Origin of the sequence: Nocardia sp. NPDC019219 (genome assembly GCF_040632645.1) — a bacterium.
Taxonomy (GTDB): Bacteria; Actinomycetota; Actinomycetes; order Mycobacteriales; family Mycobacteriaceae; genus Nocardia; species Nocardia sputorum.
The window spans coordinates 35551-59819 of sequence record NZ_JBEYCG010000012.1 but is presented as its reverse complement, the minus strand read 5'-3'; the positions used below and the strand labels follow the sequence as shown (position 1 = coordinate 59819).

The window sequence follows — 24269 nt, the reverse complement described above, 5'->3', positions numbered from 1 at the left end:
GACCCGGGCCCGGAAGGACGCTGAGCATTCCGCTATGAGCAGGTAGTTCCCACGGATACCGCCATGGATGCCGCCTCCCGCCGGCGATACGGTCGTGACTATGCCGCCGCCCCGCAGTCGTGGGTACGGCCGACGAGAAGGGCCCCGAGCGACATGTCGACATCGAAGAAGGCGATCCCGGAGACGTGCACGCAGGAGTTGGTCGCCTCCTGCCGTGCGGAGATTCCGGCTCTGACCGACCGGCTGATAGCGGAGATCTTCACCGACAACCCGGAGTGGACCGACTACTCGACGGTCGCCCGTGCCGACCTGGTCGACGGCTGCCGCCGATACGTGACCCGCATCCTCGACCTGCTGGGTACTCCGACGACCGCGTTCGACGACGAAGTCGCCGCGTCCATCGGCCGCCGCCGCGCCGAACAGGGCGTGCCGCTCGAAGCCATGCTGCGCACCTTCCGGCTGGGCGGCCGAATCGTGTGGGAGGTCCTGCTGGACAAGGCGGACGAACTCGCTCCCGGCGAGATTCGTGCGGTCGGCACCGCGTTGTGGGCGGCGATCGATGGCCTGTCCTCGTCGCTGGTCACCTCCTACCGCAATACCGAACTCGAACAGCTGCGCAGCGACGAACGCCGCCGCCACGCTCTGCTCGAGGATCTGCTCGCCGGCCGCGCCCACGACACGACCTTCGCCACGCGTGCCGCCCGTGAGCTGAACCTTCCGGTCGCCAGCGCCTACCTCGTCGTCGTTGTCGACGGTGGCGGAGAGGCGGTACACACCGGCACGGAAGCCGCGTTGGCCGCAGTCGGTATCCGGTCCGTGTGGCACGATCGCGTCGACTCGACGGTGGGGCTGATAGCGGTCGAGCGCCACGACGTGGCCGCGGTGTTACGACGTATCGAACCCCGCATCCGCGGACGAGCGGGCGCCTCCCCCACGGTGAGCGGGCTCGCGCAGGTCGGCACCGCGCACGGCTGGGCACTGCTCACACTGCAGACCTTGCCCCGGGACGCGACCGGACTCGTGCCGCTGCACCAGCGCTTCCAGCACGCGCTGCTCCTGCGCTCGACCGATCTCACCGACATGCTGGTCGCGCATACCCTCGGGCCGGTCCTGGCCCTGCCCGCCACCGAACGCACGACTCTGCTGGACACCCTGGCGGCCTGGCTGGCGCACGACTGCTCCGCGGCCCATGCCGCGGCGCGACTGCACTGCCACCGCAACACCGTCATCAATCGGCTCCACCGCGTCTCGACCCTGCTCGACCGCCCGCTCGAGGGCCAGCGCAACTATGTGGAACTGTCCCTGGCGCTGGCCGCGCTCGACCTCGCCGAGGAACCGGACAGAGCCTGATCCCGTCGCGGCTACGTTGCCCGATTGGGCGCAGCGCCCAATTCGGAAACCGCACTACTGGGCTTCGTGGCGATTGTTTGTGCACTCCGCTGCGACAACACTCGATAGCGATGATCCACCCCACAACCGGCGGAGGATCCAATCATCGAGGACGAGGAGCACCACGAGTGCCGGATTTCGATCTACTGGTGGTCGGCGGCGGGCCGGGCGGATATGTCGCGGCCATCCGCGCGGCCCAACGCGGCCTGCGCGTCGGCTTGGTGGAGAAGGAGCGTCCGGGCGGAGTCTGCCTGAACTGGGGCTGCATCCCGACCAAAGCGATGCTGCGCTCGGCGGAGATCTTCCAGACCCTCACCAGCGCAGCGGATTTCGGCGTCTACGCCGACAACGTGCGCTATGACTTCGCCGCGGTGCGCCAGCGCAAAGACGGCATCGTCAAGCAACTCACCGACGGTGTGGCGAGCCTGCTCGCCGCGAACGGTGTCACGGTGATCGAGGGGCACGCCCGCTTCACCGGCCCGACCGGTGTCGAAGTGTTCGAGACGGGTCGATCGCCGATCTTCCCCGGCGGCCCCCGCTATGCCGCCGCACCGACCGCGACCGCCACCCGCACGATCAGCGCGAAGGATGTGATCATCGCGACCGGATCGGTGCCGGCGCGGTTGCCGATTCCGGGCGCGGACCTGCCGGGCGTCATCACCTCCGACGGCGCCTTCGGGCTGACCGAGGTGCCCGCACGACTGGTCGTCATCGGCGGCAGCGCGGTCGGCGCGGAATGGGCCAGCCTGTTCGCCGGTTTCGGCTCCCAGGTCACCATCGTCGAGATGCAGGACACCCTGGTCCCGCTGGAGGACGCCGAGGTGGGCGCCGCCCTGGGGCGGTCGTTCACCAAGCGGGGCATCACCGTGCTCACCGGTTCCACGGTCGAGTCGATCGCGCAGACCGACGCGTTGCGGGTGACCGTGGCAGGCGAGCACGCCCGGGAACTCGACGCGGACGTGGTCCTGGTCGGCGTCGGACGCCGTCCCAACACCGCCGACCTCGGCTTGGACATCGCCGGAGTCGGCACGGACACTCGCGGTTTCATCCCCGTCGACGAGCAACTGCGTACCGGAGTCGAGCACGTCTACGCCATCGGAGACGTCACCGGACGCGCCCTGCTCGCGCACGTCGCCTCGCATCAGGGGCTCACCGCCGCCGATGCGATCGCCGGTCAGCCGGCGCGCATCGACTACACCGCGATCCCCGCCGCCACCTTCACCCACCCCGAGATCGCCGGCGTCGGGCTCACCGAGGCGAAGGCCCGCGCCGCCGGGCACGACGTCGTCACCGTGCGTTTCCCCTTCGCGGCACTCGGCCGGGCCCAGACCTTCGGCGACACCGAGGGCTTCGTCAAGATCGTTGCCGGACGGCGGCATCGCGAAGTGCTCGGCGTGCACATCATCGGCCCGTCGGCCAGTGACCTGATCGCCGAAGGCGCACTGGCCATCTCGCTGGAGGCGACCCTCGACGAACTCGCCGACACCATCCACGCCCACCCGACCCTCGGCGAGATCGGCATGGAGGCGGCCATGGCCGGACTCGGACTGCCCGTGCACATCGCGCCCAGGAAGCGTTGAGGAGACCCGCCGTGACCACCAGCACCACCTCTCGCAAAACGAGCCGCAAGACGACGCGGCCCGAGGCCATACAGTCCCCCGCACCGAGCCGGACGAACGGCGGCCCCGCGCGAACCTCGATGGATCAGGCCGACGCACGCCTCGCTGCCGAGGATCCCGATACGCTACGCGGGCTCTACCGCGACATGCTGTTCGTGCGCCGCTTCGAGGAGCGCACCGCGCAGAGCTACCAGCAAGCCAAGATCGGCGGATACTGCCATCTCAACCTGGGTGAAGAGGCCACCGTGGTCGGGCTCGGCGCGGCCATGCGCCCCACCGACTATCTGTTCACCAACTACCGCGAGCACGGCTACGCGCTGGCCAAAGGCATCGAGCCCGGCCGGGTCATGGCGGAACTGTACGGCCGTTCCACCGGCACCTCGAAGGGCTGGGGCGGTTCCATGCACATGTACGACACCGCCACCCGCATGCTCGGCGGTTATGCCATCGTGGGCGGCCAGGTTCCGCTGGCCGTCGGCGCGGCGCTGGCCATCGACTACCGCGGCGGCGACGACGTGGTGGTGTGCCAGATGGGCGAGGGCACGACGAACATCGGTGCCTTCCACGAGTCGCTGAACATCGCGGCCCTGTGGAACCTGCCGGTGGTGTTCCTGGTGATCAACAACCAGACCGGGATGGGCACCACGGTCGAACGCTCCTCCGCGGAACCGGATCTGTGGAAGCGCGCCGCCTCCTACCGCATGCGTGGCGAGCGCGTGGACGGCACCGATGTCCTCGCCGTCCGCGAGGTAGCCGGTGAGCTGATCGAAACCGCGCGGCGGGAGCGCAAACCCGCGCTGCTCGAGGCGGTCAGTCACCGTCTCAAGGGTCATTCCGTGGTCGACCCGGCGAAATATCGCACCGAGGAAGCGGTGGCGACCGCCCGGAGCAACGATCCCGTCGACCGCTGGCGTGACGCACTGCTGGCCGCCGGTGTGCTGGACGATCAGTCCGTGGCCGCGCTCGACGCCGAGGTGGCCGCCGGGGTCGCCGCGGCGGTGGAATTCGCCGACGCCAGCCCGCATCCCGAGCCGTCGAGCCTGTTCGACTTCACCTACGCGACGCCCGTGGCCGGCGACTCGCGCCGCCTGCCCGCCGACCCGATCTTCACCGCTTAAGGACCTCACCGTGGCTGTCATGACCTATCGGGAAGCGCTGCGCGAAACCCTCCGCGAGGAGATGCGGCGCGACGACGATGTCTTCCTCATCGGGGAGGAGATCGGCGTCTTCGAAGGCTCCTACAAGATCACCGCCGGACTGCTGGCCGAATTCGGCGAGAAGCGGGTACGCGACACTCCCATCGCCGAAGAGGGCTTCGTCGGCGCCGCCATCGGTGCCGCCATGCTCGGCCTGCGTCCGGTCGTCGAGATCATGACGATCAACTTCTCGCTGCTGGCGCTGGATCAGATCGTCAACCACGCCGCGAAGATCTACGGCATGTTCGGCGGCCAGACCAGCGTGCCGATGGTCATCCGCACCCCGGGCGGCGGCGGCCAACAGCTCGGCGCGACGCATTCGCAGAACGTGGAGCTGTACTACGCGTTCGTGCCAGGCTTGAAAGTGGTCGCGCCGAGCACCCCGGCCGACGCGCGAGCGCTGCTCAAGGCCGCCATCGAAGACGACGATCCGGTGCTGTTCCTGGAAAACCTCTCGCTCTACAACACCAAAGGCGAAGTGCCGGAGGATCTTCCGGCCGCGCAGATCGGCAAGGCCGCGGTTACGCGGACCGGCTCCGACATCACGCTGATCGGCTACTCCCGTATGGCCACGGTGTGCTCGGAGGTCGCCGAACGCCTCGCCGCCGACGGTTTCTCGGCCGAGGTCGTCGACCTGCGCAGCCTTCGTCCGCTGGACCGCGCCACCCTCGTCGAGTCCGTCCGCAAGACCGGCTGCGCCGTGATCGGCGAGGACGACTGGCTCACCTACGGTATCGGCGCAGAGGTCGCCGCCTCCATCTCCGACGGCGCCTTCGACTATCTGGACGCCCCGGTGCGCCGGGTGGCCATGGCCGAAGTGCCGCTCCCCTACGCCAAGCCGCTCGAACGGCTCGCCCTGCCGTCGGCCGATTCGCTGTACACCGCCGCCGTGGAAACCCTCACGGCCGTCGGCAAGCGGCGCTGAGACACCAGAGGACGCATACATGCCCGAAATCACCATGCCCCGCCTCTCCGACACCATGGAGGAAGGCGTCATCGTCTCCTGGCTCAAGCAGGTGGGCGAGCCGGTCGAGCGAGGCGAAGTCCTCGCGGAGATCGAAACCGACAAGGCCCTCATGGAACTGGAGGCCTACGACGACGGCGTGCTCGAGCAGATCCTCGCCGCAGAGGGTGCGCGGGTGCCGATCGGGACGCCCATCGGGCTCATCGGCGACGGCAGTCGAGCCGCCGCGAACGGCTCGAGCGTTAGCGCACCCGCCCCGGCCGTCATCGCGCAGGCTGCCCGCGATAGCGGGGCCGTGCCGGATACTCGTGCGGTTGCGGCTGCCCCCGTCCGCGAATCCGTCGCCGACTCCCGCGGAACGGCGGACCGGAAGAAGTCGTCGCCGCTGGCGCGCAAGATCGCCGACGAACTCGGTGTCGACATCTCGCGCGTGGTGGGCACCGGTCCGGGCGGACGTGTCATCCGCCAGGACGTCGAGTCCGCCCACCGCGCAGCCCAAGTCGACCCACCGACCCCAGCCGCCCCCGCTCCCACGGCGAAATTCTCGGCTTCGGCCCAGGGCGACTACGAGGAAGTTCCGCTGACCGGCATCCAACGGGTGTCGGCCACGCGACTCACCGAGAGCAAACAGCAGGCTCCGCACATCTATCTGACCGCCGCGATCGATGTGACCGAGCTGTTCGGGTTCCGTGCCCAGGTGAACGACACCCTGGCACCGACCGGCACGAAGGTCAGCGTGAACGATCTGCTGATCAAAGCCGTCGCCGTGACGCTGCGGAGCAATCCTTCGGTCAATGTCTCGTTCGCGGGTGAGAAGCTCTTGCGGCACCATGGCGTTCACCTCGGCATGGCGGTCGCGACGCCTGCAGGGCTCCTCGTCCCGGTGTTGCGCGACGCGGATCGAAAGAGCGTGTCGCAGATCGCCGCCGAAAGTCGTGACAAAGCCGAACGCGCCCGCGAGCGCAAGTTGCGCGCCGACGAAATGAGCGGCGGCACCTTCACCATCTCCAACCTGGGAATGTTCGGTATCGAGCACTTCACCGCCGTGATCAACCCGCCGGAGGCCGCCATCCTGGCCGTCGGGGCCGCCACCGACGAACTGCGCCTGGACGACGGCCAGGTGGTGACCCGGAAGATCCTGCGCGTCACCATGTCCGCCGACCACCGCGTCATCGACGGAGCCGTGGCCGCGCAGTTCCTGCAGCAGCTGAAAGAGCTGCTCGAACATCCCCTCCGCATCGTGACCTGACGTCGGCCGACCGTTCGCCCGCCGCGGTTCCAGCGAACGCCGCACCGCAGCGATCGCCCTCTTCCATAGCTACTCAGTAAGACGCGCGGCGCGCAAGTTCGGTTCCATCCAGGCGTGAGAGTGTGGAACCGAACAGCGCTGCGGCAGTGGCGGGCGCGGTGGTCAGCTCACCGCCTTCTTCACCAGATCGCCGATCCTCGCCTCGTCGGCCGCGGTCAGCTTCGTCAGGGCGAAAGTCGTCGGCCACATGGTGCCGTCGTCGAGGTTGGCGATGTCGTTGAAACCGAAGGTGGCGTAGCGCGATTTGAACTTCGCCGCACTCTGGAAGAAGCAGACGACCTTGCCGTCCTTGGCGTACGCGGGCATGCCGTACCAGAGTTTCGGGGACAGGTCCGGAGCGCTGGCTTTGACGACGGCGTGCAGCCGCTCGGCCATGACACGGTCGGATTCCGACATCCCTGCGATCTTCGCGAGCACGTCGTTCTCCCCGTCCGCCTTCGCCGCCCGCGAGCCCCGGCGCGCGGCCGTCTTCAGCTCTGCGGCGTGCTCTTTCATCGCGGCTCGTTCCTCGTCGGTGAATCCGACGGAGGCCTTGGTCTTGGCGCTGGTGCGTACGGTGGTCTTCTGCGCGGTCATGAGCTGGTTTCCTTCGTGGCGTTCGGATGAGGGGGTGGAGTTCGGCGCTCAGCGGTCCTGGATGAGCCCGAGGACGTTGCCGTCGGTGTCGGTGACAGTCGCCACCAGGCGGCCGCCGCCGACGTCGTGCGCGGGCTCGGTCACGGTGGCGCCCGCCGCGGTCACCTCCGCGAGCTTCGCCTCGATGTCCGGCACGTGCCAGTAGGCCACCGGCGCCGTCATCCCTTGCGGCCCGGCGTCCGGTACCAGCCCGATGTGCTGGCCTTCGGCGTCGAAGCCGACGTAGTAGGACGTGTCGGTCTGCGGCGCCACGCCGAGCAGGGCGGTGAACAGCGTCTTGGCCGCCGCCAGGTCCGACACGGGATGCAGCACGGTCTTGATTCCCTGCGTGGGAGAGCTGGGCACGATCACTCCTTCGAGTCGTCGGTCAGGTGGTCCCGGTGCTCGTCTGCCGAGGTGAACCGGACGTGCTCACAGCATCTCCTCCGGCGCCACCGATCCACATCCGTGGCGACCACGGAACCGGCCACGGATCGACGCACGGATCGTCCACGGCAATATCCCCAGGGCAGAACCGACCGCACAGTCTGAGCGCGACGGGAATACGGCAGAATCGGTGCCATGGCGGCGACGGTGGAGATCTCGGCTCGGGAAGCCGAGGTGCTGACGCTGGTGGGGGAACATCTCAGCAACGCGGAGATCGGTGCGCGTCTGTTCATCTCCGTGCGCACCGTCGAAAGTCATGTCTCCTCGCTGCTGCGCAAGCTGGAGGTTCCGGATCGGCGGGCGCTGGCCCAGCGCGCGGCCGCTCCGGCTCGCCCCGACCGGTCACAGCCGGCGCCGGTGCTGCCGACCCCGCTGACCACGTTCGTCGGCCGCGGCCGGGAGCGAGCCGAGCTCACCGAAATGATCAGGAAACACCGGCAGGTGACCGCGGTGGGTCCCGGCGGAGTCGGCAAGACCCGGCTCGCGCTGACGGTCGCCGCGGAGCTGGCCGGCGAGTATTCCGACGGCGTGTGGTTCGTCGACCTGGTCCCCGTCACCAGCCCCGACACCTGCGCGGTCGCAGGCACGGTCGCCCTCGCCCTCGGACTCGGGGAGCAGCCCGGCCGCGCGATGGACGAATCGGTGCCTGCCGCGCTGGCCGACCGGCAGGTCTTGCTCGTGCTGGACAACTGCGAGCATGTGCGAGACGGAGTGGCGCCGTTCCTCGAACGGTTGCTCGCGACGTGCCCCGGCGTGACGGTGCTTGCGACCAGCCGGGCGCGGCTGATGGTGCCGTTCGAACGGGCGTACACGGTCCCACCAATGTCGCTGGCCGGCGAGGGTGCGTCGGATGCGGTCGAGTTGTTCATGCAGCGCGCGGAGGCGGGCGGCTGGCCGCCGAACAACGCGCTGCGCGACCAGGTGGCCGCGTTCTGCGCGCGGCTGGACGGCGTCGCGCTGGCGATCGAACTGGCCGCCGCCCGCTGGACCACACTGGGGCTGGACGGCCTCGAAGCCGGGCTCTCCGATCAACTTCGGATGCTGGCCGGGGGCTCGCGCACCGAGGAGCGGCACCGCTCGGTGCGAGCGGCCTTGGACTGGAGCCACGCTCTGCTGGAGCCGGACGATCGCGCGCTGCTGCGGCGGGTGTCGGTGTTCAAGACGTCGTTCACCGTCGCGGCCGCCGCGCAGGTGGCCGCGACCGGGAAAGGCGTTGTCGCCGACGGACTGGCCCGGCTCGCCGAGCAGAGCCTGCTGGCGGTGACGGAGGGCCCGGACGGTACCGAATACCGGGCGCTGGAAACCATTCGTCAGTACGGAACGGAGCAGCTCACCGAAGCCGGTGAGCTCGCCGATATCCGGTCCCGTCACCTGAGCTGGTGCCTGGCCGTGGCCGCTGATCTGACGGTGGTACGCGCGGAGTGGCGGCCGCGATTCGACGCGGTGGCCGACGATTTCCGCGCCGCGATGGCGTGGGCGGCCGACCGGCCGGAGCGGCGCGCGGATGCGTCCCGCCTGGCCCAGCACATGGCGCAACTGTGCTTCACCCGGAATCTGATCGGCGAGTCCCAGATGCGCTACGAGCAGGCGGCCGCGCTCGCGGAGGACCCGGCCATCGCCGCCGTGCTGTTCCGGCACGCCGCGGCCGCGGCCGGATGCCAGATGCGGGGCGACGACATGCATCGCCTCCACCGCGCGGCCGCGGAGGCCGCCCTCCGGTCCGGTGATTCCGCCGGCGCGGCCCGCGACCTGGCGACCGCCGCCGCCAACGCATACCGGTTCGCCGGCAAGTTCGTCCGTCCCCTGCCACCGGAGGAAGCGGTCGCACTCATCACCGAGGCGCGGCAACTCGCCGGTGACCACCCGGCGGCTATAGCCGCTGTGGCCCTGGCCGATGCCGGGCGGGCGCTCACCGATGCGCTCACCGACCAGCACTCGTCCGGCGACCGCGTGCCGGCGACCGTGGCATGTGCCGAGCGTGCGGTCGAACTCGCGCACCGCACACGCGATCCGCTTGCCGAGTCCGCCGCACTCGACACACTCGCGGGCGCCCACAGCCTGGCCGGCGACACCTTCACCGCCGCGGCCATCGCACGGCGGCGAATGGCGCTGCTGGAGTCCACCCCGAATACTCCGGTCGGCACCCCTGAGCTGATCGACGCGCTCGGCGAGGCCGCCGAGGCCGAACTCGGCGCCGGGGACCTGCGGGGCGCCCGCCGATGGGCACAACAGCTCGCGGATCATCCCTTGCTGGCCGAGGTCGGACATCGTGCGACGAGCTGGCTGCTGGTGACCGACGCGCTGGCGGGCAACGTCGATGACGTTCGCACCCAGAGCGTCCGTTTCCTCGAGACGTGGCAACGGATCGGCGACCCCGCCAAGTCCGGCCTCGGTCCGGCGGTGGCAGGTGTGGCGATGATTCACGACCTCCGTGGCGACCACGAAGCTCGCGGCGAATGGGACGCGCTCGTTCGTGGGCTCGGTACGTCACCAGCGCGCACGCACGGGTACGGCGCCGTCTTCGACGCGCTCGCCCTGCTCCACCGTGGGCAGGTGCACGAGGCGCTCGAACGGATGGCGACCGAGCCGCGGGAGGTGTGGCGATGGGTCACCTGGATCTGGCTGCACTGGTATGTGGCGCTGCGGGCCGAAGCCGGTGTGCTCACGGGGGCCTCCGATGCCGTCGAGCGCTTGGCCGAGGCCAGGACCGTCGTCGCCGGAAACCCCATCGCAGGCGCCATCGTGGAGCGAGCCGAAGCACTGCTCTCCGCGGACCACGAACGGCTGCTCGCCACGGCGGATGCGTTCGAGGCAGCCGGTTGCCCCTACCAGGCGGCGCGGACCAGGGTGCTGGCCGGCGGCGACCATGCCGACCGCGGCGCGGCCGCGCTCGCCGATCTCGGCTTCGCCCCGATGGCTCGCATCGCCTTGTAGGGCCTCGACGCAGCGGCGCAGCTACTTCCGCTGCCGTGCCCGGCGACGGAACAAGCGGCCGACCAGCCCACGGACAGCGAACGCGCCCCGCGGTTGCGCAGCGGCGGATTCGACGGTCTCCGGAGTCACCTGGGCGAACCGCGCGTGCAGTTGTTCGCGCACTTGGTCCGGGGTGTAGGCACGGCGGCGGCGCTCCGCGCGCACCACCACGACACCGGTGGCAACCACACCGGCCACACCCGCCAATCCCACTGCCTTCCACCACCTCATACCGCATAGGCTACGACCATGACGGGGACGGGCATCAGTCTCGACCGTGCGGTCGAGGTCACCAGAACGGGCGACATCTGGCTGTTCCGTGGACATTCCACGGCCGACCGGGTGATCCGCATGACGACCAACAGTCCGGTGAACCATGTGGGGATGTCCGTCGTGATCGACGATCTGCCCGCGCTGATCTGGCACGCGGAACTCGGACGATCCTTACCCGACATGTGGTCGGGAACCGCGCACCGCGGCGCCCAGTTGCACAACCTGCGCGACGCCGTGCTGGTGTGGGCCCACCGCTACGGTCAGCAGGCATGGTTGCGGCAGCTGAACCCTCCTGCCGGGCGAGAGATGGAGGACAGCGTGCTGCGCGCCATCGCCCGGTTCGACGGCACCCCGTTCCCCTCCACCGCGGGCATGGCGGGACGCTGGCTACGCGGCCGCGCACGTCTCCCCCGCCGCACGAGGGACCGATCGGCCGCGCGGGAACTGGAGAACGCGTACTGCGCCGAAATCGTCGCCGCCACCTATCAAGCCATGGGACTGCTGCCCCAGCACCGCAGCCCGGATTGGTACGACCCAGGCCGATTCTGGAGCGGAGACGGGCTGCGGCTGTCCGGCGACTACACACTGAGTGGCGAAATCGCCGTCCGGACGCCGCCTCGGACGGATTCCTGATACCGGGGATCGCACGGCGAGGAAAGGGACCGGAGAACAGCTCTCCCGAGCTGTTCCGGCGGTCTCCGGTTGGAATCACGCCGATTTTCACAATGTGGCAGCGATAAGGATATCCGTACAGTTGCGGACCATGTGGTCCCATCATCCTATCTCTGAAGGTTGTGAAGCTTTGACGCCCAATACTTTCGGGTCTCGATGAGTCCTCGGCATGACCCGAAATGCGGCACAGTTCTGGCCGCGAATATCCGAGTTCGCATATGACCGCATCGCGGCAGGATGAGACTTCGGTCGAAATCGCTTCGCTTCGACCATTGTTGTTCACCGTCTACGTACCCGCGGCGGCGTACGGGATCGGCATGGGAGCCGCGGCGCCGGTCATGGCGCTCACCGCCCTCGACCTGGGCGCGTCGTCGGCCGTCGCAGGCCTGACCGTCGCGCTGGTCGGCCTCGGCCAGATCCTGGGCGATATTCCCGCCGGACAGATCGTTGCCCGGCTCGGCGAGCGGATATCGATCATCGCCGCCAGCGCCGCGGGTGCGATCGGGGTGCTGTTGTGCTTGTTCGCGCCGACCGTGCCGGTCTTGTGCATCGGTCTGGCAATTGCCGGATTGTCCAACGCGGTGTGGGGACTCGCCCGGATGAGTTATTTGTCCGAGGTCGTTCCCTTCGAGCGAAGAGCGCGCGCGATGTCGCTGTTCGGCGGAGCCATGCGCCTGGGCTTCTTCGCTGGACCGTTTCTCGGGGCGGCCGCGATCATCGGCTTCGGCACACGCGGCGGATTCGTGGTCCAGGTGATCGCGATCGTGGTCGCCGGATGGCTGATGGCCCGGCTGCCGGACCCGCAGAGTTCGGCAGCCGGAGTGAATCCGCACCCTCCGCTGTCTCTTGCCGGAATCGTCCGCACCCATCATCGACTGTTGCTGACATTGGGCAGCGGTTCGTTGTTGATGGGTGCGGCGCGTTCGTCGCGGGAGGCGGTGCTGCCCCTGTGGGCCGATCACCTCGGAATCGACGCCGCCACCGCGAGTCTGATCTTCGGTATCGGGGCGGGGCTCGATGTGGTGTGCGCCTATCCGGCCGGCCATTTGATGGACCGCTTCGGCAGGCGATTCGTCGCGGTGCCTTCGCTGGTTATTCTGGCACTCGGGTATATCGCTGTGCCGCTGACGGATTCGGCGCTGCCGCTCAGCATCGCGGCCATTGTCATGGGGATCGGCAACGGAATCGGCAACGGGGTCATCATGACCATCGGCGCCGACATCGCGCCGGCCGTCGGCCGTGCCGAGTTCCTCGCGGCGTGGCGGCTCACCCATGACGGCGGCTATTTCGTCGGGCCGTTGGCGATCAGTGGACTGACAGCGATCAGTCCACTGGCCGTAGCGGTCCTGACCATCGGCGGCGTATCTGCGCTCGGGGCCGGGGTTATGGCTCGATACATCCCGATATATATCCCATGGCCTGGCCACAGATCAGGCTCTCGCGGCAGCGGAGCCTGATCTGTCTCACGCACTACTTCGCGTAGGGGTTGTACTTGTTCGTGTAGAACTTCGACGGCTCGAACGCGCCGTTGATCGCACCGGTATCCCGCAGCCAGTCCTCCCAGCGCAGGAAGTCGGCATCGACGATCACGCCGTTGGTGGCGGGGACGCCGACCGACAGCCAGTACTTCACCGACGAAGCGTCCTCGCCCGAACGCTTGCGCTTCTCGATGATCTCGGTGAACTTCGCGATGACCTGGTCACGGGGAGTCGTCTTCTGCCATTCGATGGCCTTGGCGACCCCGTCGACGAACGCCCGGACGCTGTCGGGATTCTTGGCGATGAAGTCGTTGCGGAAAACGTACTGCCCGCCGTTGAACGGGCCGAACTCCTCGTAATCGGTGAACACCGGGCGCAGTCCGCCATTAGCGATCGCACGCTGCTGGAACTGCCCGCTCAACGCCGCGACGTCGACCTGCCCGCGCCGGACGGCGTCCTCGGTATTCGGCGGGGGCAACACCACCAGCTGAACCGATTTGATCTGCTGGTCGGTGAAACCGACCTTCTTCAGCGCGGTGTGGATATCCGCCTCGGACTGACCACCCAGTGTGTTCACCCCGATCTTCTTGTCCAGCAGATCCTTCGGAGTTCTGATCGGGCTGTTCTCGGGAACGTAGAACCCGGTGAAGGTCTTCTCGTCGGATCCGTAGTAGTTCACCACCGCCGTGATCGGCGCACCACCCTGTGCCAGCTTGGCCACCGCTCCCCCGAACGCGCCGCCGAAGTCGACCTGCCCCGTGGCCGCCGACTGGATGTCCTGCGGGCCGCTGATGGTGTTGCCCTGCCATTCCAGCTTGATTTTGCCGTCGAAGAAGCCGAGCTCCTCCGCGAGTTCCGGAATGACGACTTGCGAGGCCCAGCCCTGATATCGCAGAACCGGCACGCCGCCGGACTTCCGGACCTCCCCTCCGCCGCATGCGCTCAGGAGCATCGCCACGGTGGTCGCGACTATCGCGCCTACTAGAAATCTGCTGCGCGCTTTCACGCTCACTCTCCCTCATAGATCAGCAACGCACCGGCGCGTCGCAGTCCAGCGATCGTTGAGCATGCGCAATTTCGTGTCGAGGGTTGTCCTCGGCACGATCCGAAAGGCTCGCCGACACCTTTCTGCCCTATAGGCAGCAACCGTTCGACTCGGTGCGAATCGAAGAGGTCCTATGAAGTGACTGCCCGCCTACCGGCGGTTGGTCCGGCTCCGCGACAGAATCCGCCGGGCGGTCCGTTGCCGGCACCGTCCGCATGGGCCACAGGTGGGCCGGGCGGCTATGCGGAGTCACAGGAGAGAGGCGACTTTCTTCGCGGTCTTTTTGGCTGATCCGGGGTTCTGCCCGGTCACGAGATTCCCGTCGACCACGGCGTAGGGGACGAACGGCAGCTTGGCCTTCTCGTAGAGCGCGCCGCGCTTCTGCACCTCGTCCTCGACGTTGTAGGGCACCAGCTTGTTTACTCGCGCGAGGACTTCCTCCTGCCAGGCGAACCCGGTGACCTTGCGTCCGGCGACGAGGTAGGTGCCGTCGGAGAGCTTCGTATTGAGCAAGCCGCAGTAGCCGTGGCAGACCGAGGCGACGATGCCGCCGCGTTCGTAGATCTCTCGGGTGATGCGCTGCAGGCCCTCGCTGTCGGGGAAGTCGTACATCACCGCATGCCCGCCGGTGAAGTAGATGGCGTCGTAGTCGGCGGAGTCGATCCGGTCGGGGCTCGCGGTGTTCTCCAGCAGCGCCATCCGCGCCGGATCGGCCCGCCACGCCTTCGCGGTCTTGTCGTAGCTGGGGAACTTCAGCGACCGTGGTTCCAAGGGACAGCGGCCGCCCGCCGGACTGACGATGGTCTGCTCGAATCCGTGCTCTTCGAAGACATGCCAGGCATGGGTGAGCTCGGACAACCACAGTCCGGTCGGGTGGGACGGGTCGTCGTAATGGCCGACGTTGGTGACGACGTTCAAGATGCGCTTGGTCATGCGTGATCTTCCTTCGTGCGTCGTTGGTTCTACTTCTTCACGTGGTCTCATCGCCGGTGCGCACTCGGTCGATTCAGTGTGCGCCCACTCGTCGCAGGGTCTGGAGTGCGACGGTGCGGATCCGGGACCACCGGTCATGAGTGACACCGCGCGGTGGGCTGAAACCTTGCAGGCGCTGCTGCGCGACGCTCCGGGGCTCGGTGTACTTCAGCAGCCTGTCGGCGCCGTGCCTGCGACCGCGTCCGGAGACGCCCATGCCGCCCATGGGAGCGTCGATGCGAGCGCGGTCGCATCCTTGGCGACGGCGTCGGCCACGTGCGCGGTGACCGTCTCGAGCTGCGCGGAGGTGGTCAGCGAACCCCCTGCCGAACAGGTGGCGCGCGGCAACAGCTTCGCCGCCTCGGCGCCGGCCCGGCGCACGCGCTACGCCGCTACCGCTCCTGGCTCGACAACCGTGCCGCCGTGAACCGATCGGCCGAGCTGAGACGGTTACCATCCGGTCATGGCGGAGATCAGGAGTGAGCGGCGGGACAAGGTCGCGGTCATCACCGTGCACGATCCGGATCGGCGCAACGCGTTGACACCGGCGCTGAACCGGCAACTCGCCGCCGCGGTGGCCGAGGCCGAGCGCGATACCGGCGTGCACGCCGTAGTCGTCACCGGAACCCCGCCCGCGTTCTGCGCGGGCGCCGATCTGAGCGCGCTCGGCGCGGCCCGCGAGGAGGGTCTGCGGGTGATCTACGACGGATTCCTGGCGGTCGCGCGCTGTGCACTGCCCACCATCGCCGCGGTCGGCGGTGCCGCGGTCGGCGCGGGACTCAATCTGGCGCTGGCCGCCGACGTCCGGATCGCCGGGCCCCGCGCCCGGTTCGACGCGCGGTTCCTGCGGCTCGGCCTCCATCCCGGCGGCGGAATGACGTGGATGCTGCAACGCGCCGTAGGGCCGCAACGGGCCGCCGCGATGACGCTGTTCGGGGAGATCCTCGACGCCGAGGCCGCGCTCGACGCCGGATTGGCGCACCGGGTGATCGACGGCGATCACGATGCGCTGCTCGCCGGAGCGCTCGACTTCGCCGCGGGCGCCGCCGAGGCGCCGCGCGACCTGCTCATCACCACCAAGCGCACCATGCGTCACACCGCGAACCTGGACGCCCACGCCGCCGCCGTCGACGCCGAGATCGTGCCACAGGTCGCGTCCCTCGAATCTCCCGAGTTCACCGCGCGGCTGGCGGCGAAGAAGGCCCAAATCGGCCGTCCTCGGTGATCGGCAACCGAATCGTCTGATCGCGCGCACACCCGCGATCGGCGCCCCGAACGCAACGGTGCGAAGCACCCATACGGCGACCGGCGCTTGCCCCTGCACGCCGCGCAGCCCGCGAGGTCGGCCGACGCCCGGAGTGGTGCCACGATCAGGCTCCTGACGTGTTCGCCGGAGCGGCAGGTCCTGCCGCTATCGGTCGGCTCGAAGCCTCATCGGTCTCGACGCGGTGTAGTGGCGTCGCATGCTCCCGGATTCGACGCTTGCCGCGAATGCGGTTTGGCGTCGGCAGCCGGGGGTAGCCGCTCCGAGACCGCATAGGACTTGCGCAGCGGCGTTTCCTCTGCGACCGATACTCCGTGTCCGCGCAAGCGCAGGGCACGGCGCTTTTCGAGCGCGCGAGGCCCTGCGACGACGGAGAGCGAGAGGAGGGCTCATGCACTACATCGATGACACCAAACACCTGCTGAGCGATCTGGTGGGACGGGTGATCGAGTCGGCGAGCAGCTACTCGAGCAGTCAAACGGTGACCATCGCCCGTCCGCGGGCCGAAGTCGAGCAATTCTGGCGCGACCCGGCGAAGCTGTCCGAGGTGCTGGGCGACGTCGCCGAGGTGCGGGCGACGGAACCCTCGACCTACGAGTGGACGTTGCAGTCGGGCACCGACGGCCGCACAACCTGGAAGACCACGCTGCGCGAGGAGGAGGGGCACCTCCGGTTCGTCGGCTCGGCCGGGGAAGACGCACCGTCCGCCGAAGGCCTCGAGATCGAGCTGTGCTTCCGGGACGCGCCGCAGGACCTCGGGACGGAGGTGACGATGCGGGCGCGCACCCCGCTGCCCGATCTGCTGACCGGTGCGGCGATGTTCACCGCTCTCTACCGGGCCCGAGCCCGCCTGCAGACCGGCGAGATACCCACCCTGGCCCACAATCCGAGCGCGCGTTCTTCCGCTCGGTGAACAGGAGGCGACATGCATGCGCTCTGCTGGAACGGCGTCAACGACCTCGCCGTGGAAACCGTCCCCGACCCGGGTCTGGTCAATCCGCACGATGTCATCGTGCAGGTCCGTCTGACCACCACCTGCGGTTCCGACCTGCATTTCATCGACGGCTATCTGCCGGGAATGCGGGAAGGTGATGTCTTCGGACACGAGTTCATGGGCGAGGTCGTCGAAATCGGCGCCGAAGTCACTTCGACAAAGGTGGGCGACCGCGTCGTCGTCCCGTCGTTCATCGGATGCGCCTCGTGCTGGTACTGCGACCACGAACTGTATTCGCTCTGCGACACGACCAATCCCAACAGCGCCCTGCAACAACCGCTCTTCGGTTACCCGACCGGCGGCATCTACGGTTACACCCACCCCTTCGGCGGCTATCAGGGGTCCCACGCGCAATATGTCCGTGTCCCGTTCGGTGACGTGAACTGTTTCCAGATTCCGGAAGGCGTTACCGACGAACAGGCATTGTTCTTGTCCGATGCGGTGCCGACGGGCTTGATGGGCGCCGAATTCTGTGACATCCACCCGGGTGACACCGTCGCGGTCTGGGGCAGCGGCGGCGTCGGCCTGATGGCCGGACACACCGCCCGCCTGCTCGGCGCCGACCGTGTTTTCGTCATCGACCGTTTCCCCGAGCGGCTGAGCATGGCGAGTGAGCAGTTCGGTGCGGAAACGATCAACTACACCGCGGTCGACAGCGTCCAGGAGACCCTGCGCGAGAGCACCGGCGGCCGCGGTCCTGACGCCTGCATCGATGCCGTCGGGATGGAAGGACACGGCACCGGAATCCAGCAGCTCTACGATCGAGCCAAACAGCTGCTCCGGCTCGAATCCGACCGCGCGACCCCACTGCGCGAAGCGATTCTCGCGTGCCGGAAAGGCGGCGTCGTATCGGTGCTCGGCATCTACGGTTTGACCGACAAATTCCCCATGGGCGTGGTGACCAACAAAGGCCTTACCATTCGCACCGCGCAGCAATCCGGCCAGCGGTTCGTGCCCCGGATGTTCGATTACATTCAGCAGGGCGACCTCGACCCCTCCTATCTGATCACCCACGACATGCCGCTCACCGATGCGGTATATGGCTACGACATCTTCAAGCACAAAAAAGAAGGGTGCATCCGTTCGGTGTTCCGGCCCTGATGCCGGGTTCCGGGCGGGAAGAGCGGGGCACCAACCGTACATGGCGGGACGGATTGTGCGGTGTGCCCCTTTCCCGGGCTCGGCTGGCCCGCTTCCCGCACGTCCCGTGGAGCGAGGCGCTGTGGTTGGCCGACACGTCCGGCCACGTGATCGTGACCTGTCGCCGCTGTGCCGCTGCCGGGGGGCGGGAAAGCCGGCGGTGGACCCGCAGCGACCCCCGTCCTTGACCGACGCCGCACCGCAGCGCTCCTCCCGGGGAGCAGTTCTTGGCGCCCGTCCGGTCCGGCAACTACGTGCAGCGGCGGCAAGATCGAATCTCCGCAAACGCGCCCGGGCGTAAGGCGTCCCTGGGTACGCTGCGCGGCAGTCGCCCGGCGCCGCACAACGGGTATCGCGACTTCGAAACAAACTCTTGACTCGTTCCAGAAAACGGACGAGACTTCCGTGCATGCCAACGGCCTCGGACTTCCAGCAGATGCTGCGAGGAGTTGCCCTGCGAGTGACCCGCCCCCGGGTCGCGGTGCTGAGCGCGGTGCACGATCATCCGCACGCCGACACGGAGTCGATCATCCGCGCCGTGCGCTCCGAGCTGCCCGAGGTGTCCCATCAAACGGTGTACGACTCGTTGAACGCGCTCACCGCCACCGGCCTTGTCCGGCGTATCCAGCCGTCCGGATCGGTCGCCCGCTACGAATCGCGGGTCGGCGACAATCACCACCACGTCGTATGCCGGGCGTGCGGGGTGATCGCCGATGTCGACTGCGCCATCGGCGACGCCCCCTGTTTGACCGCGTCCGACGACAGCGGGTTCTCGATCGACGAGGCCGAGGTCATCTATTGGGGCCTGTGCCCCGACTGTGTGGAAAGACAAGCTTCCCGATCACATCCGTGATCGCAGCCCACATCACTCATTCAGGAAGGAATGCTGTGTCATCCGATAGCCGCCCACCCAATCCTGACACCCAGACGCACAGCGCGAGCGAGAGCGAGAACCCGGCGATCCCGTCCCCCACCGCGAAGACGGACCATCGCCCCCGCAGCAACAAGGACTGGTGGCCGGAGCAGATCGATGTCTCGGTGCTGCACGCCCATTCGTCCAAGTCCAACCCGCTGGGTGAGGATTTCAACTACCCCGAAGAGTTCAAGAAGCTCGACGTCGACGCCCTCAAGGCGGACGTCGCGGCAATCATGACCAACTCGCAGGACTGGTGGCCCGCCGACTACGGCCACTACGGCGGCCTGTTCATCCGGATGAGCTGGCACGCCGCGGGCACCTACCGCATCGCCGACGGCCGCGGCGGCGGCGGTCAGGGTGCGCAACGTTTCGCGCCGCTGAACAGCTGGCCGGACAACGCCAACCTGGACAAGGCGCGCCGCCTGCTGTGGCCGGTCAAGCAGAAGTACGGCAACAAGATCTCGTGGGCCGACCTGCTGGTGTTCGCCGGCAACGTGGCTTTGGAGTCGATGGGCTTCCAAACCTTCGGCTTCGGCTTCGGCCGCCCGGACATCTGGGAGCCGGAAGAGGTCTTCTGGGGTCCGGAGGACACCTGGCTCGGCGACGAGCGCTACAGCGGTGACCGCGAACTGGCGGGCCCCCTCGGCGCCGTCCAGATGGGCCTGATCTATGTGAACCCGGAAGGGCCCAATGGCCGCCCGGATCCGGTGGCCGCGGCGCGCGACATCCGTGAGACGTTCGGCCGCATGGCGATGAACGACGAAGAGACCGCCGCGCTGATCGTCGGCGGCCACAGTTTCGGAAAAACCCACGGTGCCGGCGATGCCGGCCTGGTGGGCGCCGAGCCCGAAGGCGCACCCATCGAGCAGCAGGGCCTCGGCTGGAAGAGCGCCTACGGCTCGGGCAAGGGGAAGGACGCCATCACCAGCGGTCTCGAGGTCGTCTGGACGTCCACCCCGACCAAATGGGGCAACGGCTTCCTGCAGAACCTCTACGGCTACGAGTGGGAGCTGACCAAGAGCCCCGCCGGGGCATGGCAGTGGAAGCCGAAGGACGGCGCGGGCGCGGGCACCATTCCCGACCCGTTCGATGGGCCTGCACGGACGCCCACGATGCTCACCACCGACTTGGCGCTGCGCGAGGACCCGATCTACGGCGAGATCACCCGCCGCTGGCTGGAGCACCCCGAGGAACTGGCCGAGGCGTTCGCCAAGGCGTGGTACAAGCTGCTGCACCGCGACATGGGCCCGATCACCCGTTACCTGGGTCCGTGGGTCCCCGAGCCGCAGCTGTGGCAGGATCCCGTTCCCGAGGTCGATCACGAATTGATCGACGAGTCCGACGTCGCGGCGCTCAAGAGCAGGGTGCTGGAGTCCGGCCTGTCGGTGGCGCAGCTGGTCAAGACCGCGTGGGCCGCGGCGGCGAGCTACCGCAGCACCGACAAGCGCGGCGGCGCCAACGGCGCTCGGATCCGCCTCGAGCCGCAGAAGAACTGGGAAGTCAACGAGCCGGACGAGCTGGCGAAGGTGCTGCCCGTGCTGGAGCAGATCCAGCAGGACTTCAACGGTTCGGCCTCCGGCGGCAAGAAGGTCTCGCTGGCCGACCTGATCATCCTGGCCGGTTCCGCGGCGGTCGAGAAGGCGGCCAAGGACGCCGGTCACCAGATCACGGTGCCGTTCTCGCCCGGGCGGACGGACGCGACTCAGGAGAACACCGACGTCGAGTCCTTCGCGGTTCTGGAACCGCGGGCCGACGGGTTCCGTAACTACGTGCGGACCGGCGAGAAGGCTCCGCTGGAGCGCCTGCTGCTCGACCGGGCGTACATGCTGGACGTGACCGCTCCGGAGCTGACGGTGCTCATCGGCGGCCTGCGCGCCTTGGGCGCCAACTACGGCGGCACCGACCACGGTGTGTTCACCGACCGGCCCGGCGTGCTGACGAACGACTTCTTCGTCAACCTGCTCGACCAGAACACCGAGTGGAAGCCGTCGGAGTCGGCGGAGAACGTCTACGAAGGGTTCGACCGGGCCTCCGGCGCCGCCAAGTGGACCGCCACCGCCAACGACCTCATCTTCGGGTCGCACTCGGTGCTGCGCGCGGTGGCCGAGGTCTACGCGCAGGACGACGCCGGGGCGAAGTTCGTGAACGACTTCGTCGCCGCGTGGGTCAAGGTGGTCGAGAACGATCGGTTCGATCTCGCCTGATCGGCATCGATGGGAGTCCAGGCCGGCCCTGAAGGGCCGACCTGGACTTCTTTATGCGCAGCCGATCGGCGGGTGGCTGTGGGCAGGCACATCGGGTCCGGCGTGTGATCTGCCCCGTGGCGGGTGATCAGCGTGTACCGGGCCGCGGGCTTGCGGGGCGGGCGGTCACGGTTGCCGAGAGAGCTGGGACCCGACCTAACCGGAGTGCGCGGGTGTGTCGCCGGGGCGGTGACCGGTGGTCATATAGAGAGTGCGGCGGCCGACCTCTACGGCATGGTCGGCGAAACGTTCGTAGTAGCGACCCAGCAGGGTGACGTCCACGGCCGCGGCGGTGCCGTTGTCCCATTCGTCGGCGAGGATCGCCGCGAGCAGGTCGCGGTGCAGGTCGTCCATGGTGTCGTCGCGCGCGTCGAGATCCGCAGCGTCGCCGGGGTCGGCGGTGGTCAGCACGCCGACCGCGGCATCCGCCAGGTCGACCGCGGTCTCCCCCATGTGGGTCACCAGATCTCGGACCGGTTCGGGGACCGCGTCGGCGGGATGCCTGCGCCGCGCGGCGCGGGCGATGTGCTCGGTCAGTGCGCTCATGCGGGTGAGGTCGTCGACCATTTGCAGCGCGGTCACCACCCGCCGGAGTTCTCCCGCGACAGGGGCTTCGAGCGCCAGGAGCGTCATCGCGGCATGCTCGGTGTCCTCGCGCATCGCGACGGTTTCGGCGCAGTAGTCGATGGTGCGCTCGGCCAGTTCCAGGTCCGCGCCGAGAAGGGCGTCGGTGGCCATCGCGATGGCTTCGCGATTGCGTGCGCACATCACCCGCAGTTGATCGGCCAGCTGCTCGAGGTGATCGTGATAGCGGGTGCGCACCCTTCCATCATCGCGCGCATCGGGGCAGCGCGCTGCAGGCTCGCGGGGGCCGACAGCAGCACGGCCGGCCGCCGCGCCGTCGATAGCACGTTGCCTCAGTAAGCTGTTCGTCGACCGTGTCGCTGTCGGGCCGGAAGGGGCGAATGTGGGATTGCCATCTGCCGGACCATTGACGGCGCGGACCGGGGCCGCCGAGACATGGTGGTCGTGTTGCGCTGCCGGGGTGTCGATGCCGTGGCGTACGTTGCGCCCACGCCGCCACGACACACAGTTGCTCGATTCGATCACAGACGCGGACCTGCCCCCGGCGCGGGCCAGGGTCCGGTTGACCGCGCTGGTCCACGGCGTGCGCCCGGTCCCGGCCTACGGAGTGATCGAAGGAGCGCTGCGGCCGTCCACGGTGGCGATCGCGATGACCAGTTTCCTGGTCGAACATCCACAGGCTCGCTTCGTGGTCGATCCATCGATGTGCACCGACGTGCACGCCCGGGTCCTGCCGCAGCTGCGCCGCCCGTATCGCGGGCTCGTCGCTCCTCCGGACGCGCTTGTCGGCCTGGCGGATTCCCTGGCGATGTCGGCCGTCGCCGTCGAGGGCATCGACTTCGCGATCGCGACGCACATCCACTGGGACCACGTGGCCGGCCTGCTCGATCTACCGGAATCACTCGCGCTGCGGGTCGCCACGGCCGAACTGGAATGGGCGACGAACCCCGCGACGGCCCCCATGGGAGTCGCCGAGTCGATCGGCGCACGGCCGATGCCCTGCTTCGACCTCGACGGTCCCCCCGTGCTGAGTTTCGCCCGGAGCCACGATCTGTTCGGTGACGGCTCGGTCCTGGCGGTGGACCTCGCCGGACACACCCCGGGCAGCATCGGGCTCGTGCTCGCGGTGCAGGACGGCGGCTACGTGCTGCTGGCAGGCGACGCGGTCTGGCGCCGGGAGCAGATCGCGCTGCTCCGTCAGAAGCCGCCGCTGCCAGGGCTTCTCGTCGATCACGATCGCTCCGCCGCCTTCGCCGCCATCCACCGCCTGCACCGTCTGCCCCCGGGGATCGAGGTCGTTCCCACACACGACCACGCTGCGGCGAAGAGATGGGCGCCACGCTGAAATCCGGCGGGGCCCGCGAATTCGGCGAAGGTTTCAGAGGTACCGCACCTGGTGCTCGAGGTATGGCGAAACGCCCGACGGCCCGGCCTGCGGCAGCGTTTCGAACATCCGCGCGCACCGCAAGTGCCGGTGCGGCGACTGATCCGAGGGCGAGAGCGTTCTCGGAGTAGGTCAGCTGCCGAAAGATCGCGCCCGGGTGACGGTGGCCTCAGCGCTCGACCGCAGCGCGGCGGCGACGGCTTCCACGACCTGGATGTGCTGCAGGCGCCGCGATTCTCCGTCCGATGCCCGGGAAGCTCCCGTGCATGCCTGGCTGCTCCAGCGGCGCGACCAGAAACGGACCAGCCGGAAGAGCGCCGGGCCACCGTCGACCACATCGCCGGAGCCCGCCACTGCGGAACCGGCCGTGGCCCGGGGGATACAAGTGGCCCTTCCCGGCCCGCTACACAGGAGGCGGCGATGTCCATCGTTCTCAATCACACGATCGTCCCGGCGACCGACAAGCACTCCTTGGCAACTCTTTCGCCGAGCTGATGGGGCTGGCGGTATCCGCTCCGAGCGGACCTTTCGTGCCCGTGCGAGTCAATGACGATCTCACGTTCGACTTCGACGACCGTGGACAAGTCGAGCCCGGTCATTACGCCTTCCTCGTCGACGACGACACCTTCGACGCCGTGCTGGGGCGGCTGACGAAGTGGCCCGCCGTCGAGTACGGCTCCGGCCCGGAACGCGGATGGGACCGTCGAATCAACCACCTGGCAGGCGGGCGCGGGATCTACGTTCGCGACCCCGACGGCCACAGCTATGAGCTGTTCACCGCCGTTCCCTGA

The 24269-nt window shown here is 68.3% G+C and carries 21 protein-coding genes and 1 pseudogene; 15 read left to right on the top strand and 7 right to left on the bottom strand.

The features are described from left to right. Positions 1–153: 153 nt before the first annotated feature. The 5 genes from ABZ552_RS21945 to ABZ552_RS21925 all read left to right on the top strand — a co-directional run bounded on the left by ABZ552_RS21945 (position 154) and on the right by ABZ552_RS21925 (position 6417). A complete protein-coding gene (locus ABZ552_RS21945) occupies positions 154–1350 on the top strand; it encodes a helix-turn-helix domain-containing protein (protein WP_357439360.1) in 1197 nt (398 codons plus the stop codon). 167 nt (positions 1351–1517) lie between these two features. Beyond that, positions 1518–2969, top strand: a complete 1452-nt coding sequence (gene lpdA / locus ABZ552_RS21940) for a dihydrolipoyl dehydrogenase (protein WP_357439357.1) — start codon at positions 1518–1520, stop codon at positions 2967–2969. Positions 2970–2980: 11 nt separating this feature from the next. Beyond that, positions 2981–4126, top strand: coding sequence for a pyruvate dehydrogenase (acetyl-transferring) E1 component subunit alpha (pdhA, locus tag ABZ552_RS21935; RefSeq protein WP_357439354.1), 1146 nt, complete (start codon positions 2981–2983; stop codon positions 4124–4126). Between the two features lie 19 nt (positions 4127–4145). Beyond that, positions 4146–5129, top strand: a complete 984-nt coding sequence (locus ABZ552_RS21930; protein WP_281880175.1) for an alpha-ketoacid dehydrogenase subunit beta — start codon at positions 4146–4148, stop codon at positions 5127–5129. A 19-nt stretch (positions 5130–5148) separates the two neighbouring features. Then, positions 5149–6417 carry a dihydrolipoamide acetyltransferase family protein gene (locus ABZ552_RS21925; protein ID WP_357439350.1) on the top strand — a complete coding sequence of 423 codons (1269 nt, stop codon included), beginning with the start codon at positions 5149–5151 and terminating at the stop codon, positions 6415–6417. A gap of 162 nt (positions 6418–6579) precedes the next feature. On the opposite strand, the gene ABZ552_RS21920 is transcribed toward ABZ552_RS21925, so the two are convergent. Both ABZ552_RS21920 and ABZ552_RS21915 read right to left on the bottom strand, forming a co-directional pair. After that, positions 6580–7053, bottom strand: coding sequence for a DUF1801 domain-containing protein (locus tag ABZ552_RS21920; protein ID WP_281880173.1), 474 nt, complete (start codon positions 7051–7053; stop codon positions 6580–6582). Between the two features lie 48 nt (positions 7054–7101). Then, positions 7102–7458 carry a VOC family protein gene (locus ABZ552_RS21915; protein ID WP_357439346.1) on the bottom strand — a complete coding sequence of 119 codons (357 nt, stop codon included), beginning with the start codon at positions 7456–7458 and terminating at the stop codon, positions 7102–7104. 216 nt (positions 7459–7674) lie between these two features. On the opposite strand from ABZ552_RS21915, the gene ABZ552_RS21910 reads away from it, so the two are divergent. Further along, positions 7675–10473, top strand: a complete 2799-nt coding sequence (locus tag ABZ552_RS21910; RefSeq protein ID WP_357439343.1) for a LuxR C-terminal-related transcriptional regulator — start codon at positions 7675–7677, stop codon at positions 10471–10473. Positions 10474–10494: 21 nt separating this feature from the next. Here the strand turns inward: ABZ552_RS21910 and ABZ552_RS21905 are convergent, their stop codons facing one another. After that, a complete protein-coding gene (locus tag ABZ552_RS21905; protein ID WP_281880170.1) occupies positions 10495–10743 on the bottom strand; it encodes a hypothetical protein in 249 nt (82 codons plus the stop codon). Between the two features lie 18 nt (positions 10744–10761). On the opposite strand from ABZ552_RS21905, the gene ABZ552_RS21900 reads away from it, so the two are divergent. Both ABZ552_RS21900 and ABZ552_RS21895 read left to right on the top strand, forming a co-directional pair. Then, a complete protein-coding gene (locus ABZ552_RS21900; protein ID WP_281880169.1) occupies positions 10762–11418 on the top strand; it encodes a hypothetical protein in 657 nt (218 codons plus the stop codon). A gap of 257 nt (positions 11419–11675) precedes the next feature. After that, a complete protein-coding gene (locus ABZ552_RS21895) occupies positions 11676–12914 on the top strand; it encodes an MFS transporter (protein WP_357439341.1) in 1239 nt (412 codons plus the stop codon). Between the two features lie 13 nt (positions 12915–12927). Here ABZ552_RS21895 and ABZ552_RS21890 read toward each other — a convergent pair whose 3' ends face one another. From ABZ552_RS21890 to gabD2, 3 genes and pseudogenes are all read right to left on the bottom strand, one after another. Continuing rightward, complete coding sequence (locus ABZ552_RS21890) at positions 12928–13947, bottom strand: ABC transporter substrate-binding protein (RefSeq protein WP_281880166.1); 1020 nt, start codon at positions 13945–13947, stop codon at positions 12928–12930. 282 nt (positions 13948–14229) lie between these two features. Beyond that, a complete protein-coding gene (locus ABZ552_RS21885) occupies positions 14230–14913 on the bottom strand; it encodes a type 1 glutamine amidotransferase domain-containing protein (RefSeq protein ID WP_357439338.1) in 684 nt (227 codons plus the stop codon). Between the two features lie 73 nt (positions 14914–14986). Then, positions 14987–15184 (bottom strand): annotated as a pseudogene (gene gabD2, locus ABZ552_RS21880) (succinic semialdehyde dehydrogenase); the annotation flags it as partial. A 231-nt stretch (positions 15185–15415) separates the two neighbouring features. Here gabD2 and ABZ552_RS21875 point away from each other — a divergent pair. The 5 genes from ABZ552_RS21875 (at position 15416) to katG (ending at position 21470) form a co-directional block, all read left to right on the top strand. Then, the gene (locus ABZ552_RS21875; RefSeq protein ID WP_357439336.1) at positions 15416–16177 is read left to right on the top strand and encodes an enoyl-CoA hydratase; all 762 of its coding nucleotides are present in this window, start codon (positions 15416–15418) and stop codon (positions 16175–16177) included. 430 nt (positions 16178–16607) lie between these two features. Then, positions 16608–17129: an SRPBCC family protein gene (locus tag ABZ552_RS21870; RefSeq protein WP_281880160.1), complete on the top strand. Its 522-nt coding sequence runs from the start codon at positions 16608–16610 to the stop codon at positions 17127–17129. A 12-nt stretch (positions 17130–17141) separates the two neighbouring features. Further along, on the top strand, positions 17142–18311 hold the full coding sequence (locus ABZ552_RS21865) for a zinc-dependent alcohol dehydrogenase (RefSeq protein ID WP_281880159.1): 1170 nt from the start codon (positions 17142–17144) through the stop codon (positions 18309–18311). 448 nt (positions 18312–18759) lie between these two features. After that, the gene (locus ABZ552_RS21860; RefSeq protein WP_281880158.1) at positions 18760–19203 is read left to right on the top strand and encodes a Fur family transcriptional regulator; all 444 of its coding nucleotides are present in this window, start codon (positions 18760–18762) and stop codon (positions 19201–19203) included. 35 nt (positions 19204–19238) lie between these two features. Beyond that, positions 19239–21470 carry a catalase/peroxidase HPI gene (katG, locus tag ABZ552_RS21855; protein WP_357439332.1) on the top strand — a complete coding sequence of 744 codons (2232 nt, stop codon included), beginning with the start codon at positions 19239–19241 and terminating at the stop codon, positions 21468–21470. Positions 21471–21665: 195 nt separating this feature from the next. Here the strand turns inward: katG and phoU are convergent, their stop codons facing one another. After that, positions 21666–22331: a phosphate signaling complex protein PhoU gene (gene phoU, locus ABZ552_RS21850; protein WP_281880156.1), complete on the bottom strand. Its 666-nt coding sequence runs from the start codon at positions 22329–22331 to the stop codon at positions 21666–21668. A 271-nt stretch (positions 22332–22602) separates the two neighbouring features. On the opposite strand from phoU, the gene ABZ552_RS21845 reads away from it, so the two are divergent. Then, entirely contained in the window at positions 22603–23439 is an 837-nt protein-coding gene (locus ABZ552_RS21845; protein ID WP_281880155.1) for an MBL fold metallo-hydrolase, read from the top strand. 575 nt (positions 23440–24014) lie between these two features. Then, the gene (locus tag ABZ552_RS21840) at positions 24015–24269 is read left to right on the top strand and encodes a hypothetical protein (RefSeq protein ID WP_281880153.1); all 255 of its coding nucleotides are present in this window, start codon (positions 24015–24017) and stop codon (positions 24267–24269) included.

Excerpts from the sequence above, each read along its gene's own strand:
- ABZ552_RS21920 (WP_281880173.1), bottom strand. The coding sequence starts at position 7,053 with ATGACCGCGCAGAAGACCACCGTACGCACCAGCGCCAAGACCAAGGCC.
- ABZ552_RS21925 (WP_357439350.1), top strand. The coding sequence starts at position 5,149 with ATGCCCGAAATCACCATGCCCCGCCTCTCCGACACCATGGAGGAAGGC.
- ABZ552_RS21895 (WP_357439341.1), top strand. The coding sequence starts at position 11,676 with ATGACCGCATCGCGGCAGGATGAGACTTCGGTCGAAATCGCTTCGCTT.
- ABZ552_RS21885 (WP_357439338.1), bottom strand. The coding sequence starts at position 14,913 with ATGACCAAGCGCATCTTGAACGTCGTCACCAACGTCGGCCATTACGAC.
- ABZ552_RS21945 (WP_357439360.1), top strand. The coding sequence starts at position 154 with ATGTCGACATCGAAGAAGGCGATCCCGGAGACGTGCACGCAGGAGTTG.
- ABZ552_RS21865 (WP_281880159.1), top strand. The coding sequence starts at position 17,142 with ATGCATGCGCTCTGCTGGAACGGCGTCAACGACCTCGCCGTGGAAACC.
- ABZ552_RS21900 (WP_281880169.1), top strand. The coding sequence starts at position 10,762 with ATGACGGGGACGGGCATCAGTCTCGACCGTGCGGTCGAGGTCACCAGA.
- ABZ552_RS21860 (WP_281880158.1), top strand. The coding sequence starts at position 18,760 with ATGCCAACGGCCTCGGACTTCCAGCAGATGCTGCGAGGAGTTGCCCTG.
- ABZ552_RS21905 (WP_281880170.1), bottom strand. The coding sequence starts at position 10,743 with ATGAGGTGGTGGAAGGCAGTGGGATTGGCGGGTGTGGCCGGTGTGGTT.
- ABZ552_RS21875 (WP_357439336.1), top strand. The coding sequence starts at position 15,416 with ATGGCGGAGATCAGGAGTGAGCGGCGGGACAAGGTCGCGGTCATCACC.
- ABZ552_RS21930 (WP_281880175.1), top strand. The coding sequence starts at position 4,146 with ATGACCTATCGGGAAGCGCTGCGCGAAACCCTCCGCGAGGAGATGCGG.
- ABZ552_RS21870 (WP_281880160.1), top strand. The coding sequence starts at position 16,608 with ATGCACTACATCGATGACACCAAACACCTGCTGAGCGATCTGGTGGGA.
- ABZ552_RS21910 (WP_357439343.1), top strand. The coding sequence starts at position 7,675 with ATGGCGGCGACGGTGGAGATCTCGGCTCGGGAAGCCGAGGTGCTGACG.